Origin of the sequence: Microbacterium aurugineum (assembly GCF_023101205.1) — a bacterium.
Lineage (GTDB): Bacteria > Actinomycetota > Actinomycetes > Actinomycetales > Microbacteriaceae > Microbacterium > Microbacterium aurugineum.
In genome coordinates this window covers 3,372,848-3,389,060 of the sequence record NZ_CP078078.1, presented here as the reverse complement: position 1 = coordinate 3,389,060, position 16,213 = coordinate 3,372,848, and the positions used below count along the sequence as shown (strand labels likewise).

The window sequence follows — 16,213 nt, the reverse complement described above, 5'->3', positions numbered from 1 at the left end:
CCATGAAGGCTGTACTCGCAGGAACCGTCATCGCCGAGGCCGACGAGAGCGATCTCGCCCGCATCGAAGGGAACTGGTACTTCCCGCCCGCATCCATCACACCCGGGGTGCTCGTCGAGAGCCCCACGCCCTACACCTGTCCCTGGAAGGGCGCGGCTCAGTACTACTCCGTGCAGACCGACGGCGAGCTGCACACCGACTACGCCTGGTCGTATCCGACTCCTTATCCGTCGGCCTTCGATCGTGTCGGCAAAGACTTCTCCGGATTCGTGGCGTTCGATCCGCGCGTCGAGGTCGGCCCGTAACCACCAGAAGAGCCAAGACTCGTCCGCTCGCACATCGATCGACCGACTGGAGACCAGCCCATGATCGAGTTCCGCAACGTCACCAAACGGTTCCCCGGCGGTGCACTCGCCGTCGATGACTTCAGCCTCGTGCTGCCGTCACGCAAGACCACCGTGTTCGTCGGCTCGTCCGGCTGTGGCAAGACCACCCTGCTCCGCATGATCAACCGCATGGTCGAGCCCACCTCCGGCGACGTCGAGATCGACGGGGAGAGCGTGCTCGAAGGCGACCCGGTGGCTCTGCGCCGACGCATCGGCTACGTCATGCAGAACTCCGGGCTCATGCCGCACTTCACGGTCATCGACAACGTGGCCACGGTGCTTCGGCTGACCGGGGTGAAGCGGGCTGCGGCCCACCAGCGGGCGCGCGACCTGCTCGACACGGTCGGCCTCGACCAGGCGCTGGCCGAGCGCTACCCGAGCCAGCTCTCCGGCGGCCAGCAGCAGCGTGTGGGTGTCGCCCGCGGACTCGCCGCCGATCCGAACATCCTGCTCATGGACGAGCCCTTCGGCGCGGTCGACCCCATCGTGCGGGCCGACCTGCAACAGGAGACCCTGCGCCTGCAGAGCGAGCTCGACAAGACCGTCGTCTTCGTCACGCACGACATCGACGAGGCGTTCCTGCTCGGCGACCAGGTCGTCATCCTCGACAAGGGCGCGCGCATCGTGCAGGTCGGTAGTCCGAGCGAGATCATCGAGAACCCGGCGGACGACTTCGTCTCGGCGTTCATCGGCGCCGATCGCGGTCGCCGCGCCCTGCACCTCAAGCAGACGCCGCGGGGCACCGTGGTGGTTGACTCGGAGGGGCGCACCCAGGGCTCGATCGTCGACGTGCCCGATGCTGTCAGCGACGCGCTCCTGAGCGAGGAGAGCGTGACGAAGGGCGCTCCGTGAACTGGATCGTCGACAACGTCGGTCTCATCCTCGAGCTGACCGCCATCCACCTGCAGCAGAGCGCGATCGCGATCGTGCTCGGCTTCGTGCTGTCGGTGCCGCTCGGGTGGGTCGCCTGGCGCTATCAGCTGGTCAAAGGGCCGGTCATCGTCCTCACCGGTCTGCTCTACACGATCCCGTCGCTCGCACTGCTGATCCTCCTGCCGTCCGTCGCCGGGTATCCCGCCCGCAGCCCGATCAACCTCATCATCGGTCTGACCATCTACGCGGTCGCGATCCTGGTGCGTGCGGTCTCGGACGGCCTCGACTCGGTCGATCCGGCCATCCGGCAATCGGCCACGGCGATGGGCTACGGCGGGTTCCGCCGGTTCTGGACCGTCGACTTCCCGCTCGCCGGACCCGTCGTGCTCGCCGGGCTGCGTGTGGCGGCTGTCAGCACGATCTCCCTCGCCACCGTCGGCATCCTGGTGGGTGTGACGAACCTCGGCTACCTCTTCGAGAACGGTCTGCAGCGCCGCATCCTCGCGGAGGTGTTCGCGGGCGTCATCGCGGTCGTGGTGATCGCGCTGGTGATCGACCTGTTGCTCCTGCTCCTCGGCCGCGCGCTGATGCCGTGGACGCGCGCCGCCAAGACACCGTCAGCCGCACGACAGGCGGCCACGCTGAGGACCGCCGCATGAACGTGTTCACCGACGCCATCGCCTGGCTCTTCTCCCCCGACCGGTGGGAGGGGCCGTACTCGCTGCCGATCCTGTTCGGCCAGCACATGTACTACACGCTGATCTCGGTGCTGATCGCTGCCATCATCGCGGTGCCGATCGGATGGCTCATCGGTCACACCGGCCGCGGCCGCGAGATCGCTGTCGCTGTCTCCGGCGCGGCTCGCGCGATCCCGTCCTTCGGACTCCTCGTGCTGCTCGTGCTGCTGCTCGGTGTGCTCCGCATCCCCGAGGCCGCGATCATCACGTTCGTGCTGCTGGCCATCCCCTCGCTCCTCGCTGGCGCCTACACCGGGCTCGAGGCCATCGACCGCCGTGTGCTCGACTCGGCGCGCGCGATGGGGATGACCGAGTGGCAGGTGTTCTGGAAGGTCGAGGTGCGCCTCGGGCTGCCCCTTCTGGTCGGTGGCATCCGCGCAGCCCTCCTGCAGGTGATCGCCACGGTCACGATCGCCGCCTACGTGAACCTCGGTGGTCTCGGCTGGCCGATCATCCAGGGCATCCCCCTGCGCAAGTTCGACCAGGTGCTCGGCGGTGCGATCCTCGTCGCCATCCTCGCGCTGGCGGTCGATCTGATCTTCGCCCTCCTCCAGCATGCCGCCGTCCCCGCCGGGGTGCGAGCGCCGACCACGACCCGCCGGTCGCGTACCGCTGCAGCCTCACCCGCGCCGGCCACCGCCTGACACGCTCACAACCCCTCACCGTCCCACAGCACCCATCCCGTTGTCCCAGAGAAGAGGAACTCCCCATGTTCACAGCACGTAAGTCACGACTCGCCCTCGCCGGTGGCGCCGCGCTCGCCGCGGTGCTCGTCCTCGGCGGGTGCGCCAGCAGCAACCCGCTCGACGCTCCGACCGATGACGCGGGCTCCGGCGGCGACACGATCGTCGTCGGCTCCCAGGCCTACTACTCGAACGAGATCATCGCCGAGATCTACTCCCAGGCGCTCAAAGCTGCTGGCTTCGACGTCGACGAGCAGTTCAACATCGGACAGCGCGACGCCTACATGCCCGATGTCGAGTCCGGCGCGATCGACGTGTTCCCGGAGTACACGGGCAACCTGCTCGAGTACCTCGACGACAGCGCGACCGCCACCAGCCCGGAAGACGTCTATGCCGCGCTGCAGGACGCGCTGCCCGACAGCCTGACCGCTCTCGAATACGCCGAGGCCTCGGACCAGGACACCTACACGGTGCTCAAGAGCTTCGCCGAGGAGAACGGCCTCACCTCGATCGGTGACCTCTCGAAGGTGACCACCCCGGTCACGATCGGTGCGGCACCGGAGTTCGAGCAGCGCCCGTACGGGCCCGCGGCCGCCAAGGAGGTCTACGGCGTCGACCTGGCGTTCTCGGCGACCGGCCCGACCACGCTGGAGTCGCTGCTGGCCGGCGAGATCCAGGTCGCAGACATCTACTCGGCCGACCCCGCGTTCCAGACCGAAGACATCGTCGCGCTCGAAGACCCGGAGAACATCATCTTGGCCTCGAACGTCGTGCCGATCGTCTCGAGCGACGTCGCCGACGAGGTCGCCGACGTGATCAACGCCATCAGCGCCAAGCTCACCGCCGAAGAGCTCGTCGGTCTGAACGTGCAGAGCACGGTCGACCAGAAGTCGGCGAGCGACATCGCCGAGGCCTGGCTGACCGACAACGACCTCATCTGAGTCGGATGACAGAAGCGCCCGGACCTTCAGGGGTCCGGGCGCTTCGTCGTACGGGCGAGGGTCAGATGCGGGCATCCTGTTTCGGCACCAGCACCTGCTTGATGATGATGAGGATCGAAGCGGTGACGGGCACGGCCACGAGCGCCCCGAGGAGGCCGAGCAGCGTGCCACCGGCGAGGGCGCCGATCACGACCAGCGACCCCGGGACCGCGACCGCCCGGTTCATCACTCGCGGCGTCAGCACGTAGGCCTCGATCTGCATGTAGATGAGGTAGATCGCTGCGAAGATCAGCGCCGCGATCGGGTTGGTGAAGAGCGCGAGCCCGGTGCCGATGATCCAGAACAGCACCGATCCGACCAGCGGGATCAGGGTGACACAGAAGGCGATCGCCGCCATCAGTGGCGGGAAGGGCAGGCCCAGGATGGAGTAGAGGGTCAGGGCGAGGATCGCGTTGCAGAAGGCCAGCACGACCATCCCCATCACGTATCCGCCCACCGAGTCCGTGATCTGTTCGGTGATGTCGCTCGCACGAGCGCGGTCACGGGCCGGCGCCAGACGCAGCAGACCCTGCTTCATGGCGGGCAGGGTCGCGAGGAAGTAGAGCGTGAGCACGAGCACGACGATGGCGCCCGAGATGCCGGTCGCGATCGACGCGCCGACCGCGAGAGCACCGCCGCCGATCGTCGCGAGGTTGCCGAAGTCGGTCAGGAACTTCTGGACCTCGGCGACCAGATCCTGGAACTGATCGCCGAACTGCGCGTCGAGCGTGGCGTAGATGTCGCTGCGGGTGAAGTCCTGGATCATCCCGGGGACGGAACGGACGAAGCTCGCGATCTGCTCGACGACGATCGGGATGATCATCCACAGCACGACGGCAAACACGAGGATGAGCGCGAGGATCGTGATGACGACGGAGATCGAGCGGGAGAGGCCGCGACGCTCGAGGAACCGGACGGCCGGGTCGAGTCCGAGCGCGCCGAAGAGGGCGAGTGCGATGTAGATGAGCACGGTGGACAGGCTCGTCAGGGCGAGGCCGATCACCAGCGCGCCGAGTCCGCCGAGCGTCACGAGGAAGCCGAAGACGAACGGACGGTCGATGCGCGTCCAGAACGAGCGACTCGGCGTCATCGGCTCGATGACCACGGGGCGCGCTGCGCCGGTCGCGGCGGGCTCTGCGGTGGGAGAGTCGGCGCTCGCGGCTGCGGCGTCGGTGCGCGGTGCTTTCCGGGCGGGCGCGGTGTCATCGAGGGGGGTGGGCGCCGGCGACTCTTCGTTGCTCATGTGCTCACGATAGCGGTGCCGCGGGTCGGAATCCGGGTGTTCGACGGCTCTAGAGTAGGGGCATGACCGCCGCCGAGGACCCGAAGGCCGAACTGCTCCGACTTCGCGCCACCATCGACAACATCGACGCCGCACTCATCTTCATGCTGGCCGAACGCTTCCGTGCGACCCAGCAGGTGGGGCAGCTGAAAGCGGAGCACGAGATGCCGGCGTCCGACCCGAATCGGGAGGAGCAGCAGGTCGCCCGTCTGCGCGCTCTCGCAGAGGAGGCGCATCTCGACCCCGAGTTCGCGGAGAAGTGGTTCAACTTCGTGGTGGCGGAGGTCATCCGCCACCACACGGAAGCGGCGGAGAGCCGCTGAGAGAGGTGCCGGACGGGCGACGGTGTGTGCAGCACTCGCCCGTCCGGAGCCTTTGTGAGATTCATCGACCAACTAAGTTCAATGAATAAACTTACGGAGAGACTACGGATCACGCCACGATCTGTCAACCGCTCGCCACGAGCGAGCTCCGGAACGGACGCACATGCTGAGCACGGATGAGGGCCTCGACACCCAAGCGTCGGTGCGGCGCGCGAACCTCCGGCGCGCGCTGCAACTCGTCTTCCGCAACCCGGGCACCCAGACGCGCGCGGGGATCGCGAGAGCGACGGGTCTGACCGCAGCCACGGCGTCATCCCTCGTCGCCGAGCTCATCGAGAACCGACTGATCGTCGAAGGGGAGCAGGCCGCGAGCACCGGTGGCAAGCGGGCGACCACGCTGAGCGTCGATGCGAGTCACCACCTGATCCTCGTCCTGGTGATCCAACCCCTGCACGCATACATCGCCCTCGTGGCGCTCGACGGTACCGAGGTCGACGTCCGTCGCGCGGACTACACTCCCGAGACCCGTGACCGCGCACTCGACGACGCCGTGGCTGCGGTGGCCGCCGAGTTCGGACCGCGGGTGCTCGCTGCGGGGATCCAGCTCCCCGGCACGACGGACGGGCGCTCGGTGCTCGAGAGCGTGCAGCTCAAGTGGGAGGACGTGCCCCTCGCCGAGAGGTTCGAGCGCGTGCTGGGGGCGCCCGTGCTGCTCGTCAACGACGTCGACGCCGAGGCCATCGCCGAAGCCGGGATGGAGGAATCCCCGTCCGGATACCGGCTCTTCATCCACCTCGGCGGCGGCGTGGGCGCCGCGGTGACCCTGAACGGCGAACTCGCGCCCGGTCCACGGGATCGCGCCGGCGAGATCGGGCACGTGCAAGTCGTCTTCGGTGAGGCGGCGCGTATCTGCCGGTGCGGACAGCGCGGCTGTCTCGAGTCCGCGGCAGCCTTGGGCGCGATGATCGGGGACGAGTTCACCGATGCGATGGACGCATCCGAGATCCGTGCTCTCGCCGCCCGCGCGGACGAACGCCATCTCGACGAGGGGGCCCGCGCGCTCGCGAGGGCCGTCAAGCTCATCAGCGCCCTGCTCGACCCGACCGAGGTCGTGATCGGCGGGCCGGCGACCGAGCTCGGGCCGCGCTTCCTCGACCGGGTCCGCCGCGAGACGGAGTACCCCTCCCGCGGCACGGCGCAGGTCCCGGTCCGCTACGCCGACCCTCGGGTGTCGCTCGCGGCCGGCGCCGCTCAGGCCGCGCTCACGTCGGCGCTCGGCGTGCGCTGGAACCCGGAGCAGCTGCGCGCCGCATCCGCATCGAGCCTCTGAACGCCCCTCGATGTCAGCGTCGTCGGTCTCCCCGCACCGCGAGGGTGATCGCGGCGCTGGTGATGAGGCACAGCGGACGGTAGATGCGCCGATCGAGCTCGACGAATCGGCGATGGGGACCCGGCCGCCCGAGAAGTGCGGTCACTCGAGCCCCGTCCATCGTGCCGCGGAGGAGGAACGCCAGGGCCGCCGCCACGCGTGCGGCTTTGGCGAGCGTGTGAGTTCCCCCTGCGCCGGCGATGATCGCGCTCCCGGTGAGCATTCCTCCACCGACCACGAGGCATGCGCCAGCTGAAGGCATCTCATCGCTGCCGATGACCTGTCGCGCCAGCCGCTTCCGGCTCGACGCCGGCCAGGACGCGCCGGAGGCCCACAGCAGATGGATGGCTCCGATGGCGCCGAGTGATGTGGTCGCGACGACCTGACCGATCCGTCCGAGAGGAGTCATGTCCCCATTCTCCTCTTCCGCGGGCGAGCAGCCGTCAGCCACCGAACTCCGCGCGCAGGATCATCTGACTGTGGTTCTTGTTGCAGGTGTCGGTGATCGGGTCGAGCAGGTTGGTCTCGGAAAGCCAGGCGCCGGGAGCCGACTTCTCACCCTGCATCGCGGCCAGAACCTCGGCGAACGAGTCGGCCATCCCCGTATCGGATGCCTTCACGAGCGACTCGAGTTCCACCGCGGCCGCTTCGACGCGGGTCTTCCACTCCGTCTCGTCGAACGCCTGGTAGGTCGTGTATCCGGCATCGGCGTTCCACAGCGCGCTGTAGACGTTCCCGAACGCCTCACACTCGGCTGTGATCTTCTCATCACGGACGAACTCCGCCGTGGAGAAGTGCGGTGTCGCGGTCCACTCGACACCGTCGGGGACCCAGATCGTGAAGGTCGGTCCCGTGGCCTCGGTGATCGGCCAGACCAGGGATGTGGTGCCGTCGCACGTGCCGCGGAGGGGAGCCTGTCCGAGCGCCATCGAGTCACCGAGCTCGGCGTGGAAGAGTCCGCCGCCGGCGCACTCGATGTCGATCGTCACCGAGTGCATGCCTTCCTGCAGGGGGAAGTCGATGCCGGGGTACGGGGCGGTCGGCCCGGTGCCGGTGACCGCGGGGCCGTTCATGATCAGCTCGACGGTGGTCGAACCCGAGGGTGTCGGTGTCGCTGCGGGCGCGGGCTCGATCGCGGTGCATCCGACCAGCACGATCGCGAGGGCTGCGAAGACGGAGACTCCGCTCGTCGCTTTCTTCATCCCCGATGCCCCTCTCGTTGTGACCGATGTCCCTCTCGTTGTGAAGGAGTTCTCACGGAATGAAGGAGCGGATTCCATATGCACTCCTTCATACCGTGAGAACTCCTTCATTCCGGGAGGACCGCTCCGGGAGGACCGCTCCGGACGGGACCGCTTCGCGGGGGCTCCTACTTCACGCTGCCGGCGGTGAGGCCGCCGACGAGGCGCTTCTCGATGAGCATGAACAGGATGACCACGGGCAGGATCGCGACGATCGAGACTCCGAACACGTACTGCCAGCTGGTCTCGTACTGACCGACGAACTTGGTGAGCGCGACGGAGAGCGGCTGGTTCTTGTCGGTCGAGAGGATCACGAGCGAGGCCGCGAATTCGTTCCAGCAGGCGACGAACGTGAACACGATCGCCGTGACGATGCCCGGCCACACGAGCGGCAGGTTGATCTTGAAGAGCACGGTGAAGCGTCCGGCGCCGTCGATCTGGGCGGCTTCGTCGACCTCCTTGGGGATGCCGGCGAAGAAGGAGTGCATGATCCACACCGCGAACGACAGGTTGAACGCGGCGTTGATGAAGATCATGGCGGCCCAGGTGTCGCCGAGCCCGAGGGTCGTGAACTGCCGGAACAGGCCCGAGGTGAGCACCGCGGGCTGCAGCATCTGGGTGATGATGACCAGGAACAGGAACACCATGCGGCCGGGGAACTTGAACCGGGCGGTGTAGTACGCGGCAGGCAGGGCGACCAGCAGGACGAGCAGCGTCGCGAACACGGCGATGATGATCGTCGAGATCAGGTTGTACGGCAGCGGCGTCTCGGGGGTGGACCACATGGTGATGTAGTTCTCCCAGTGCCACTCCGTCGGCAGATACGTGGGGTCGACGGAGCGGATCTGCGGCTTCGTCTTCACCGAGCCGAAGAACATGATCAGGTACGGCAGCACGAAGATCGCGAGCACGAGGAACCCGGCCACGGTGCGGAGGATGACACGGGGCAGCGTGACCTGGTCTTCGGTGTAGCGGCGCTTGCGGCCGGGGATGCGCGGTGCGGGCGAGGAGCCGGCGGTGGTCACGAGGGCGGTCTCGGTCACGGTCATGATCAGACCTCCTTCATGGGCTTGACGATCTTCACGTACGCGGCGACGATCACGATGACGATGAGGAAGGCGACGACGGAGAGCGCGCTGGCGACATCCACCTTCTTCTGCAGTTCGATGTACTTGAAGATCAGCGTCATGATCGTGTCGGCGCCGTAACCGGGGATCGAGCCGGTCATCACCTTCAGGATCGGCAGCGAGTTGAACACGTTGATGATGTTGATCAGGACGGCGACCGCCAGCGCGCTGCGCAGCTGCGGCAGGACGATCGACCAGTAGGTGCGGGCGGGGCCGGCTCCGTCCATCTTCGCCGCCTCGATCGCGTCGGCCGGGACGGACTGCAGGCCCGCGAGGATGGTGTAGGTCGTGAAGGGCAGCGACACGAAGATCGCGATCACGATCGACCAGAGGAAGGCCGTCGTGGGGTTCTTCGTCCACCCGTATCCGACGGCATCGTCGGAGAGCCCGATGTCGTAGAGGAACTTGTTGAAGATGCCGAAGTACGGCTCGAGGCTGTAGTAGAACACCATCGTCGTCATGACGACCGACGCCGCCCACGGGACGATGACGGCCATGCGCACGAGCTGGCGTCCGGGGAAGGCCTTGTTCAGGATCTGCGCGAGTCCGAGCGAGATGACGACCGTGAACAGCACGACCGAGACGACCCAGACGATCGTGCGGAAGAAGATCGGCCAGAACTCGGCGAACGTGAAGACGGTGACGAAGTTGTCGAAGCCGACGGATCCCTTGTCGAGGCCGGACAGGGAGATGTCGCGCGTCGAGTTGAAGAACATCACCCCGGCGGGGAAGAAGACCACGCCGATGATCAGCAGCAGTGCGGGGGCGATCCAGGGCAGCGCCTGGAGAAGGTCCTTTCCACCCGGCCTGCCGCGAAGGGCATCCGGGGTCTTCCGGGTGCGGGGGCGGCCGGTGGCCGCCCCCGCGAGGTTCGAGGACTCTGTCTTCTGGCTCATTCGGGTACCCGAACCTCTCCTGTCAGCGGGCTCAGCCCGCGTCGACCTGCGCCTGGATCTCGGTCAGCACGTCCTGTGCCGGCTTCGTCTGAAGCTGGCCGAACAGCGACTTGAACGCACCGTCGGCGGCGGACCACTTCGGGTTGGTCGACGGGTAGAACTGGGCGTCGGGCAGCACGTCGAGGAACGGCTTGAGAGCCTCCTCGCCGGAGAGCTGCTCGGCACCGGACTTGGTGACGGGGAGGAAGCCCTCGGCCTGCACCCACGGCACGTACACGTCGGCCGAGTAGTAGTAGTCGAAGAACTTGGTGATCGCTTCCTTCTTGTCATCGTCGTTCTGGAACGCCATCAGCTGGTCCATGACGCCGAGCGTGAACGGCGAGCCGTCCTTCGTCGGGATCGGGACGATGGAGTAGTCCAGGTCGGGGTTGCCCTCGGCGATCTGGCCGACCGTCGGCGGGAGGCCGACCTGCATGCCGATCTTGCCCTGGATGAAGATGTCCATCAGCGGAGAACGCTGCGTCGAGCCGGGGTCGGCCTGCGTCGCGCCGGCGTCGATCATCTTCTTGATCTGCTCGGCACCCACGAGGTTCTCCGGGGTGTCGATCGTGATCTCGGACGCATCGCCGAACGATCCGCCGCCACCCCACAGCCACACGGCCGCCTCGGCCTGTGCCTCTTCGGACCCGAGCGGCATCCCGTAACCGGCGACGCCGCCGCCGAGCGCGGACACCTTGGTCGCGGCATCCAGCAGCGAGTCCCAGTCGGTCGGAGCCTCGACACCGGCCTGGTCGAGCAGGGCGTTGTTGACGAACAGGGCGCGGGCGGATGCGATCAGCGGCAGAGCGTACGCGGTGCCGTCGACCTCGGCGTTCTTCAGGAACGAGTCCTGGAAGTCGGAGTAGGTCTCCTCCGAGACGACGTCCTTCACGGGGTAGAGCAGCTCGTCGCCGACGAACCCGGCGAACGGACCGCCGTTGTAGATGTCCGGTGCCTCGCCGGCCTGGATCTTGGTGGAGACGACCTTCTCGAGGTTGTCCCACGACTGCACCTCGAGCTTGACCTTGATGTCGGGGTTGGCCTTCTCGAACCCGTCGATCACCGTCTCCCAGTTCGCCTTGGTGCCGTCGGAGTAGCTCGGGACGAGGAGGTCGAGAGTGGTCGAACCGTCTCCGCCTCCGCTGTCTCCGGACGATCCGCCGAACCCGCACGAAGCGAGCGAGAGCGTGGCGACGGCCGCAATGGCGGCGGCGCCGAACCGCAGTGACTTCTTCATGTGTATTGCATTCCTCACTGTGAGAGTCCCTCCCTGGCGGCGGGCCGCTTCGGGAGGGGGTGTGGTGCACAGTCGCAAGCACATCACGCGACAGTGCGTGGTGACCGCTTCGCCGGATGGCATCGCGATCGTTCAAGCCGGGGCTCGGGGTTCTCGGCATCGATGGGATCGACGTCGAGGCGTTGGAACTTTTCCGATTATTTGTCAAGGGAACAAACAAATCAAGCAGAACCTGGAGTTGATGTTCCTTTGCGCCATACTATGATCGGATCAAGCCTCAAACAATCACAAGTACGCAACTTCTCGCCAGAAAGGCACCCCGATGACTGCATCACTGCCCGGCGCGCACATGCGCGAAGAGCTCCACTCCCAGCCGCAGACCTGGGCCACGGCGGCAGACCTGAAGGCCGAGCAGGGCCTGCTTCCCGCCACCGGTGCGCGCGTCGCGGTCGTCGGCTGCGGCACGTCGTGGTTCATGGCGCAGTCGTACGCCGCTCTCCGCGAGACCGCCGGGCAGGGCGAGACCGATGCGTTCGCCGCTTCGGAGGCCTTCATCGACCGCGGCTACGACGCGGTCGTCGCCCTCACCCGCTCCGGCACGACCACCGAGGTGCTCGAGCTCGTCGAGCGCATCAAGGGGCGCATCCCGACGATCGGCGTGATCGGCGACCCGACCTCCCCTCTCGTCTCCCTCGTCGACGAGGCGGTCCTGCTCCCGTTCGCGGACGAGCAGTCGGTGGTGCAGACGCGCTTCGCGACGACGGCGCTCGCGCTCTTCCGCGCCTCGCTCGGGGAAGACCTCACCGGAGCGATCGCCGACGCGACCGCCGTGCTGGCCGAGCCCGGCGACGACGAGCTGCGCGACGCGGAGCAGTACACGTTCCTCGGGCGGGGATGGACGATCGGTCTCGCGCATGAGGCCGCCCTCAAGCTGCGCGAGTCGTCGCAGTCGTGGACCGAGGCATACCCGTCGATGGACTACCGGCACGGCCCGATCGCGATCGCGGCGCCCGGACGCGTGACGTGGCAGTTCGGCACGGCCCCGGAGGGACTCTCCGCTCAGGTGGAGGCCACCGGCGCCCGGTTCGAGCAGCGGGGGATCGACCCGCTCGCCGATCTCGTGCGCCTGCACCGCACGGCTCTCGACCGTGCCGTCGCGCGGGGGCTCGACCCCGATCAGCCCCGCAACCTCACGCGATCCGTCATCCTGGATGCATGACGCACGCCGCCGGAGCCGACCATGACCCGAGCTGACGGGGCCGACGCCGTTCCCGACGTCGTGCGCGACGCCACCGGCGAGGCGCTCGCGGCCGTGCGGACGCTCGGCGCGGGGGCGCCGGTGCTGGCGTTCGACGTCGGCGGCACCGACATCAAGTCGGCGCTGTTCGATGCGAATGGCTCCGCCCTCGGACTCCGTCGTACGCCCACGCCGATCGCGGACGGCGACCGCACGCAGGTGCTGCTCGAACGTCTCGAGGTGCTCGCGGACGAGCTCCGTGCCGCACATCCCGACGTGGTGCCCCAGGCGGTGGGGCTCGTCGTTCCGGGAATCGTCGATGCGGAAGCGGGGCTCGGGGTGTTCGCGAGCAACCTCGGCTGGCACGACTCCCCCTTGCGTGACCTCGCTGCCGAGCGCCTCGGTCTGCCGGTCGGGTTCGACCATGACGTGCGTGCGGCGAGCTGGGCGGAGCGTCGCCTCGGCGGAGCCCGCGACTACGCCGACGCGGTCGTGCTCGTGATCGGCACGGGGATCGCCGGGGCGCTGCTGATCGGCGGGATCCCCCACACGGCCGGCGGGTACGCGGGGGAGATCGGTCACTCGCCGATCGCCGACGGCCCGATCTGCGCCTGCGGAGCGCGGGGATGTCTGGAAGCCGTCGCCTCCGCCGGGGCGATCGCCCGACGCTACCGTGAGGCGACCGGCGTCACCCCCGACGGCGCGAAGGATGTGATCGCCCGAGCCGCGGCCGGAGACGAGGTCGCCGCGGAGATCTGGGATTCCGCCCTCGATGCGCTGACGATGTCGCTCGCACAGCTCACCGCCGTGGTCGCTCCCGAGGCCGTGGTCATCGGCGGCGGGCTCTCGCGCGCCGGCGGTGCCCTCTTCGACGAGCTGCGCACACGCCTGGCTGCACGCCTCAGCTTCCACCGCCTTCCCGTCCTCGTGCCCGCCGAGCTCTCCGGGAACGCCGGTCTGCTCGGCGCCGGCCTGCGTGCCAGGGAGCTCACGTGATCCTGACCGTCACCCCCAATCCAGCTCTCGACCTCACCTGGCGGGTCGACCGCCTCATCGAAGGCGGCACGCACCGTGCAGACGCGGGTGCGGCCCGAGCGGGAGGCAAGGGGCTCAACGTGGCACGCGTGGCCCACGCCGAGGGGGCGGACGTCCTCGCGATCACCACGACGGGCGGACGGGTCGGTCAGGAGTTCGCGGCCGAACTCGGTGCCAGCGGCGTTCCGCACGCCCTGGTGCCCGTCGTCGCCGAGACCCGACGCAGCATCGCCGTGGTCGACGAGTCGCTCGGCGACACCACGATCATCAACGAGCGCGGCAGCAACCCGACTGACCCCGAGTGGGCCGCCCTGCTCGCCGAAGTCGTCGAGCGGCTCCCCGGCACACGGGTGCTGGTCGTCTCCGGGAGTGTGCCACCCGGCGCCCCGGATTCCCTGCTCCCCATGCTCATCGCGGTGGGGAGGGACGCCGGTGTGCCGGTCATCGTCGACACGTCCGGTCCCGCGCTCCTCCGGGCGGCGGACGCCGGTGCCACCGTGCTCAAGCCCAACGCGGCAGAACTCGTCGAGGCCACCGGCATCACGGATCCGGTGGCGGGTGCGCGGTCGCTGATCGCCCGCGGCACCGAGCTCGTGCTGCTCTCGCTCGGCGCGGAGGGGATGCTCGCCGTCACGGCATCCGCGCTCGTGCACGCGCGCCTCGACGAACCCCTCGCCGGCAACCCGACCGGGGCCGGTGACGCGGGTGTCGCCGCCTGCGCCGTGCTGTACGCCGAAGGCGTGCGCGATCCCGAGCAGATCCTGCGCCGGGCCACCGCGTGGTCCGCAGCCGCGGTGCTGACGCCCCTCGCCGGGGACATCTCGCCCCGCTGGACCGAGCTCGAACAGCAGCTCTTCCTCTCGTATCCCGACCCCGCTTCGTTCCGGAAGGACCCTTCGTGACCCTCGTCTCCGCTCGCGACCTCGTCTCTGTGGCTGCTGCCGCCGGGACCGGCATCGGCGCCTTCAACGTGATCCACCTCGAGACGGCCGAGGGGTTGGTGCGCGCCGCCGCGCTCGCTCAGCTGCCCGTCATCCTGCAGATCTCGCAGAACTGCGCCGACTACCACGGCGGGCTCGAGCCCATCGCACTGGCCACGCTCGCCGTAGCCCGGCGCGCCGAAACCCCCGTGGCGGTGCACCTCGACCATGCCGAGCGGCCGGAACTGGTCGACGAAGCCATCGCGCTCGGCTTCGGGTCGGTCATGTTCGACGGCGGTGCGCTGCCCTACGACGACAACGTGGCACTCACCGCCGCCGTCGCCGCTCGTGCTCATGCGGCCGGTGTGTACGTCGAAGGCGAGCTCGGCGAGGTGGGCGGCAAGGACGGTGCCCATGCGCCGGGTGTGCGCACGGACCCCGACGAGGCGCGGGCCTTCGTCGCCGCGACCGGGGTGGATGCGCTCGCGGTGGCGGTGGGATCCTCGCACGCGATGACCGATCGCACGGCCTCGCTGGACCTCGAACTGATCGGTCGCCTGCATGAGGCGCTGTCCGTTCCCCTGGTCCTGCACGGATCGTCCGGAGTCGCGGATGGCGTGATCGCCGAAGCCGTGCGTGCGGGGATGACCAAGATCAACGTCTCGACGCACCTGAACGGGTTCTTCACCCGCGCGGTGCGCGAGAAGCTCGGGGCGGATGAGCGGCTGGTCGACTCGCGCAAGTACCTCGCCCCCGCCCGCGACGCACTCGCGGAGGAGGCTGCGCGGATGCTCCGGCTGTTCGCGCTGCAACCCGCCGGCGCGGTGTCCTGATGAAACGCGCTGCCCGGCTGAACGCGATCCTCGATCTCCTCGCCGCGAGCGGAGAGGTCACGGTCGACGAGCTCGTGGAACGGTTCGGCGCGTCGTCGGCCACGACCCGGCGCGACCTCGACACGCTCGCCGAGCAGCGTCTGCTCACCCGTACGCACGGTGGTGCCGTGGCGCAGACCGTCGCCTACGAGCTGCCCATCCGGTACAAGAGCCATCTGCGCACGCACGAGAAGGCCAGCATCGCGCAGGTCGCGGCCGGTCTCGTCGCTCCAGGCATGGTGGTCGGGCTCTCGGGCGGCACGACCACGACGGCCATCGCCGCCGCGCTCGCCGCCCGCGACGACCTGTCGGGGAACGGCGGCATCACGGTCGTGACGAACGCCGTGAACATCGCCGCCCAGCTCGCCACGCGGCCCGATATCAAGGTGGTCGTGACCGGCGGGGTCATCCATTCGCGCAGCTACGAACTCGTCGGGCCGTTCGTCGAGCAGCTCCTCCGGGGGGTGCGCCTCGACATCGCGTTCATCGGCGTGAACGGGATGGACGCGGTCGCCGGTGCGACCACGCAGGACGAGCGCGAGGCCGCGGTGAACCGGATGATGGCCGAGCGTGCTCGCCGCGCGGTCGTGGTGACCGACGCCAGCAAGCTCGGTGTGGAGGCCTTCTCGAGCGTCGGCGGCGTCGACCTCTTCCCGACCGTCATCACGGATGCGGGGGCCGATGCCGAGGTGCTCGCCGGCCTGCGTGCCGCCGGGTACGCGGTGCTGGTCGCCTGAACCCCGGACACCCTGAGGGCCCCGACGTCCCCAGATCGTCGAGGCCCCTTGAGGGTGTCGCGGCGGTGTGCCGCGTCATCCTCGAGCAGATGGTGTCCGTGTCGTGTTTCACGCTCCCCAGCGCGCATGATTCCCCAGATCCGACTGCGCCTCCCTCGCGCCTCTCCCTTCGAGGCCCTTCGCATGGCACCTTCCGAAGAACAGGAGCATGCGGCGTCCGTTCTGATACACCGATTGGA

The 16,213-nt window shown here is 68.4% G+C and carries 18 protein-coding genes; 12 read left to right on the top strand and 6 right to left on the bottom strand.

The window, feature by feature from the left end:
- Nucleotides 1-2 precede the first annotated feature (2 nt).
- The 5 genes from KV397_RS16260 (at nt 3) to KV397_RS16240 (ending at nt 3,620) form a co-directional block, all read left to right on the top strand.
- Entirely contained in the window at nt 3-305 is a 303-nt protein-coding gene (locus KV397_RS16260; protein WP_046748074.1) for a DUF427 domain-containing protein, read from the top strand.
- 60 nt (nt 306-365) lie between these two features.
- Nucleotides 366-1,238, top strand: coding sequence for an ABC transporter ATP-binding protein (locus KV397_RS16255; protein ID WP_047521744.1), 873 nt, complete (start codon nt 366-368; stop codon nt 1,236-1,238).
- Nucleotides 1,235-1,918, top strand: a complete 684-nt coding sequence (locus KV397_RS16250) for an ABC transporter permease (protein ID WP_232762977.1) — start codon at nt 1,235-1,237, stop codon at nt 1,916-1,918. The genes KV397_RS16255 and KV397_RS16250 overlap by 4 nt, the downstream gene beginning before the upstream one ends.
- A complete protein-coding gene (locus tag KV397_RS16245) occupies nt 1,915-2,640 on the top strand; it encodes an ABC transporter permease (protein WP_134352645.1) in 726 nt (241 codons plus the stop codon). Before KV397_RS16250 ends, KV397_RS16245 begins: the two co-directional genes overlap by 4 nt.
- Nucleotides 2,641-2,705: 65 nt before the next feature.
- Nucleotides 2,706-3,620: an ABC transporter substrate-binding protein gene (locus KV397_RS16240; RefSeq protein ID WP_261811749.1), complete on the top strand. Its 915-nt coding sequence runs from the start codon at nt 2,706-2,708 to the stop codon at nt 3,618-3,620.
- A gap of 61 nt (nt 3,621-3,681) precedes the next feature.
- Here the strand turns inward: KV397_RS16240 and KV397_RS16235 are convergent, their stop codons facing one another.
- Complete coding sequence (locus KV397_RS16235) at nt 3,682-4,902, bottom strand: AI-2E family transporter (protein WP_261811748.1); 1,221 nt, start codon at nt 4,900-4,902, stop codon at nt 3,682-3,684.
- 62 nt (nt 4,903-4,964) lie between these two features.
- On the opposite strand from KV397_RS16235, the gene KV397_RS16230 reads away from it, so the two are divergent.
- Together KV397_RS16230 and KV397_RS16225 are read left to right on the top strand one after the other, a co-directional pair.
- Complete coding sequence (locus KV397_RS16230) at nt 4,965-5,264, top strand: chorismate mutase (RefSeq protein WP_047521753.1); 300 nt, start codon at nt 4,965-4,967, stop codon at nt 5,262-5,264.
- 163 nt (nt 5,265-5,427) lie between these two features.
- On the top strand, nt 5,428-6,594 hold the full coding sequence (locus tag KV397_RS16225; RefSeq protein WP_131492889.1) for an ROK family protein: 1,167 nt from the start codon (nt 5,428-5,430) through the stop codon (nt 6,592-6,594).
- A 13-nt stretch (nt 6,595-6,607) separates the two neighbouring features.
- Here the strand turns inward: KV397_RS16225 and KV397_RS16220 are convergent, their stop codons facing one another.
- The 5 genes from KV397_RS16220 to KV397_RS16200 all read right to left on the bottom strand — a co-directional run bounded on the left by KV397_RS16220 (nt 6,608) and on the right by KV397_RS16200 (nt 11,173).
- Complete coding sequence (locus KV397_RS16220; RefSeq protein WP_261811747.1) at nt 6,608-7,042, bottom strand: DUF3995 domain-containing protein; 435 nt, start codon at nt 7,040-7,042, stop codon at nt 6,608-6,610.
- Nucleotides 7,043-7,076: 34 nt separating this feature from the next.
- A complete protein-coding gene (locus KV397_RS16215) occupies nt 7,077-7,835 on the bottom strand; it encodes a hypothetical protein (RefSeq protein WP_261811746.1) in 759 nt (252 codons plus the stop codon).
- Between the two features lie 167 nt (nt 7,836-8,002).
- Nucleotides 8,003-8,923, bottom strand: a complete 921-nt coding sequence (locus tag KV397_RS16210) for a carbohydrate ABC transporter permease (RefSeq protein ID WP_194239318.1) — start codon at nt 8,921-8,923, stop codon at nt 8,003-8,005.
- 2 nt (nt 8,924-8,925) lie between these two features.
- Entirely contained in the window at nt 8,926-9,897 is a 972-nt protein-coding gene (locus KV397_RS16205) for a carbohydrate ABC transporter permease (RefSeq protein ID WP_131492884.1), read from the bottom strand.
- Between the two features lie 31 nt (nt 9,898-9,928).
- Complete coding sequence (locus KV397_RS16200) at nt 9,929-11,173, bottom strand: extracellular solute-binding protein (protein ID WP_047521759.1); 1,245 nt, start codon at nt 11,171-11,173, stop codon at nt 9,929-9,931.
- A 322-nt stretch (nt 11,174-11,495) separates the two neighbouring features.
- On the opposite strand from KV397_RS16200, the gene KV397_RS16195 reads away from it, so the two are divergent.
- Genes KV397_RS16195 through KV397_RS16175 form a run of 5 tightly spaced genes read left to right on the top strand, consistent with a single transcriptional unit; the run spans nt 11,496 to nt 15,974 of the window.
- Nucleotides 11,496-12,392, top strand: a complete 897-nt coding sequence (locus tag KV397_RS16195) for an SIS domain-containing protein (RefSeq protein WP_153243290.1) — start codon at nt 11,496-11,498, stop codon at nt 12,390-12,392.
- 21 nt (nt 12,393-12,413) lie between these two features.
- Complete coding sequence (locus KV397_RS16190; RefSeq protein ID WP_232762970.1) at nt 12,414-13,406, top strand: ROK family protein; 993 nt, start codon at nt 12,414-12,416, stop codon at nt 13,404-13,406.
- Nucleotides 13,403-14,347: a 1-phosphofructokinase family hexose kinase gene (locus tag KV397_RS16185; RefSeq protein WP_131492880.1), complete on the top strand. Its 945-nt coding sequence runs from the start codon at nt 13,403-13,405 to the stop codon at nt 14,345-14,347. Before KV397_RS16190 ends, KV397_RS16185 begins: the two co-directional genes overlap by 4 nt.
- A complete protein-coding gene (locus KV397_RS16180) occupies nt 14,344-15,198 on the top strand; it encodes a class II fructose-bisphosphate aldolase (RefSeq protein WP_261811745.1) in 855 nt (284 codons plus the stop codon). The genes KV397_RS16185 and KV397_RS16180 overlap by 4 nt, the downstream gene beginning before the upstream one ends.
- On the top strand, nt 15,198-15,974 hold the full coding sequence (locus KV397_RS16175; RefSeq protein WP_131492876.1) for a DeoR/GlpR family DNA-binding transcription regulator: 777 nt from the start codon (nt 15,198-15,200) through the stop codon (nt 15,972-15,974). Before KV397_RS16180 ends, KV397_RS16175 begins: the two co-directional genes overlap by 1 nt.
- The last annotated feature ends 239 nt before the right edge of the window (nt 15,975-16,213 follow it).

What these genes read in the sequence shown, in the direction of transcription:
- KV397_RS16260 (WP_046748074.1), top strand. Translation starts at nt 3, where the DNA reads ATGAAGGCTGTACTCGCAGGAACCGTCATCGCCGAGGCCGACGAGAGC.
- KV397_RS16255 (WP_047521744.1), top strand. Translation starts at nt 366, where the DNA reads ATGATCGAGTTCCGCAACGTCACCAAACGGTTCCCCGGCGGTGCACTC.
- KV397_RS16245 (WP_134352645.1), top strand. Translation starts at nt 1,915, where the DNA reads ATGAACGTGTTCACCGACGCCATCGCCTGGCTCTTCTCCCCCGACCGG.
- KV397_RS16240 (WP_261811749.1), top strand. Translation starts at nt 2,706, where the DNA reads ATGTTCACAGCACGTAAGTCACGACTCGCCCTCGCCGGTGGCGCCGCG.
- KV397_RS16235 (WP_261811748.1), bottom strand. Translation starts at nt 4,902, where the DNA reads ATGAGCAACGAAGAGTCGCCGGCGCCCACCCCCCTCGATGACACCGCG.
- KV397_RS16230 (WP_047521753.1), top strand. Translation starts at nt 4,965, where the DNA reads ATGACCGCCGCCGAGGACCCGAAGGCCGAACTGCTCCGACTTCGCGCC.
- KV397_RS16225 (WP_131492889.1), top strand. Translation starts at nt 5,428, where the DNA reads ATGCTGAGCACGGATGAGGGCCTCGACACCCAAGCGTCGGTGCGGCGC.
- KV397_RS16220 (WP_261811747.1), bottom strand. Translation starts at nt 7,042, where the DNA reads ATGACTCCTCTCGGACGGATCGGTCAGGTCGTCGCGACCACATCACTC.
- KV397_RS16215 (WP_261811746.1), bottom strand. Translation starts at nt 7,835, where the DNA reads ATGAAGAAAGCGACGAGCGGAGTCTCCGTCTTCGCAGCCCTCGCGATC.
- KV397_RS16210 (WP_194239318.1), bottom strand. Translation starts at nt 8,923, where the DNA reads ATGACCGTGACCGAGACCGCCCTCGTGACCACCGCCGGCTCCTCGCCC.
- KV397_RS16205 (WP_131492884.1), bottom strand. Translation starts at nt 9,897, where the DNA reads ATGAGCCAGAAGACAGAGTCCTCGAACCTCGCGGGGGCGGCCACCGGC.
- KV397_RS16200 (WP_047521759.1), bottom strand. Translation starts at nt 11,173, where the DNA reads ATGAAGAAGTCACTGCGGTTCGGCGCCGCCGCCATTGCGGCCGTCGCC.
- KV397_RS16195 (WP_153243290.1), top strand. Translation starts at nt 11,496, where the DNA reads ATGACTGCATCACTGCCCGGCGCGCACATGCGCGAAGAGCTCCACTCC.
- KV397_RS16190 (WP_232762970.1), top strand. Translation starts at nt 12,414, where the DNA reads ATGACCCGAGCTGACGGGGCCGACGCCGTTCCCGACGTCGTGCGCGAC.
- KV397_RS16175 (WP_131492876.1), top strand. Translation starts at nt 15,198, where the DNA reads ATGAAACGCGCTGCCCGGCTGAACGCGATCCTCGATCTCCTCGCCGCG.